Source organism: Shimazuella soli (assembly GCF_022511585.1).
Taxonomy (GTDB): domain Bacteria; phylum Bacillota; class Bacilli; order Thermoactinomycetales; family Thermoactinomycetaceae; genus Shimazuella; species Shimazuella soli.
The window spans coordinates 1-2,260 of the sequence record NZ_JAKWBN010000023.1 but is presented as its reverse complement, the minus strand read 5'-3'; the positions used below and the strand labels follow the sequence as shown (position 1 = coordinate 2,260).

Here is a 2,260-nt window from a genome sequence, read left to right as displayed (position 1 = left end):
GACTCCCACCTATCCTGTACAAGTCGTACCTAGATTCAATATCAGGCTACAGTAAAGCTCCACGGGGTCTTTCCGTCTTGTCGCGGGTAGCTAGCATCTTCACTAGCACTACAATTTCACCGGGTCTCTCGTCGAGACAGCGCCCAGATCGTTACGCCTTTCGTGCGGGTCGGAACTTACCCGACAAGGAATTTCGCTACCTTAGGACCGTTATAGTTACGGCCGCCGTTTACTGGGGCTTCGGTTCAAAGCTTCGCTTGCGCTAACCTCTCCCCTTAACCTTCCAGCACCGGGCAGGCGTCAGCCCCTATACTTCGCCTTACGGCTTTGCAGAGACCTGTGTTTTTGCTAAACAGTCGCCTGGGCCTCTTCTCTGCGACCACCCCGGAGGGTGGCACTCCTTCTCCCGAAGTTACGGAGTCATTTTGCCGAGTTCCTTAACGAGAGTTTTCCCGAGCACCTGAGGATTCTCTCCTCGCCTACCTGTGTCGGTTTGCGGTACGGGCGCAACGTTTCTCCTTAGAAGCTTTTCTTGGCAGTGTGAAATCAGGTGCTTTGCTACTACAATTTTCGCTTACTGTCGTAACTCAGTCTTCACGGAAGACGGATTTGCCTATCTTCCAACCTCGTTACTTCGACGCGCCATATCCAGTGGGCACGCACACCCTATCCTCCTGCGTCACTCCCATCGTCAAACAAAACGTTACGGTACAGGAATTTCCACCTGTTGTCCATCGCCTACGCCTTTCGGCCTCAGCTTAGGTCCCGACTTACCCTGAGCGGACGAACCTTCCTCAGGAAACCTTAGGCTTTCGGTGGAGGGGATTCTCACCCCTCTTTTCGCTACTCATACCGGCATTCTCACTTCCAAGCGCTCCATTTTCGGTTTCCCTCCAACTTCGCTGCACTTGGAACGCTCCCCTACCATTCTTTCGAATCCACAGCTTCGGTGAACGTTTTAGCCCCGTTACATTTTCGGCGCAGAGTCACTTGACCAGTGAGCTATTACGCACTCTTTGAATGGTGGCTGCTTCTAAGCCAACATCCTGGTTGTCTATGCAACTCCACATCCTTTTCCACTGAAACGTTACTTGGGGACCTTAGCTGGTGGTCTGGGCTGTTTCCCTTTTGACTACGGATCTTAGCACTCGCAGTCTGACTCCCGTGATACAAGACAATGGCATTCGGAGTTTGACTGAATTCGGTAACCCGGGAAGGGCCCCTAGTCCAATCAGTGCTCTACCTCCATTGCTCAAAACACGAGGCTAGCCCTAAAGCTATTTCGGGGAGAACCAGCTATCTCCGAGTTCGATTGGCATTTCACCCCTACCCACACCTCATCCCCTGATTTTTCAACATCAGTGGGTTCGGACCTCCATTCCGTGTTACCGGAACTTCATCCTGGACATGGGTAGATCACTCGGTTTCGGGTAAACAGCTACGTACTACATCGCCCTATTCAGACTCGCTTTCGCTGCGGCTCCGACTTCTCATCTTAACCTTGCACGCAACCGTTACTCGCCGGTTCATTCTACAAAAGGCACGCCGTCACCCATCAAATGGGCTCCGACTGCTTGTAAGCACACGGTTTCAGGATCTCTTTCACTCCCCTCCCGGGGTGCTTTTCACCTTTCCCTCACGGTACTGGTTCACTATCGGTCGCTAGGAAGTATTTAGCCTTGGGAGGTGGTCCTCCCAGCTTCCCACGGGGTTTCACGTGTCCCGCGGTACTCAGGGTACATCTCGGAGGGAAGCGGTTTTTGGCTACGGGGCTGTTACCCTCTTTGGCTGGTTCTTCCAAAACCAATTCGCCTAACCGCTTCTTTTGTAACTCCATATGAGATGCCCTACAACCCCAAAGGTACAAGCCCTTTGGTTTGGGCTGATCCCGTTTCGCTCGCCGCTACTCGGGGAATCGAGTTTTCTTTCTCTTCCTCGGGGTACTTAGATGTTTCAGTTCCCCCGGTTTGCCTCTGACCACCCTATGGATTCAGGTGGCAGTCCTTCTCCTTCGAGAAGTGGGTTGCCCCATTCGGAAATCTCCGGATCAAAGTTCACTTACAACTCCCCGGAGCATATCGGTGTTCGTCCCGTCCTTCATCGGCTCCTAGCGCCAAGGCATCCACCGTGTGCCCTTAGTAGCTTCTCCTACTTGGTTCCTTGGTGAATCATTACATTCACCCGGTGTTTTGCAACTTGACGAAAAAGACACACATGTCTTTCTCTTCATCTATTTCCTATCCAATTTTCAAAGTGCGAC

At 52.3% G+C, this 2,260-nt stretch carries 1 rRNA gene; it reads right to left on the bottom strand.

Features of this window, described 5'->3' with window-relative positions:
- Positions 1 to 2,149: ribosomal RNA gene (locus tag MK805_RS17730) — 23S ribosomal RNA — on the bottom strand; the annotation flags it as partial.
- Between the last annotated feature and the right edge of the window lie 111 nt (positions 2,150 to 2,260).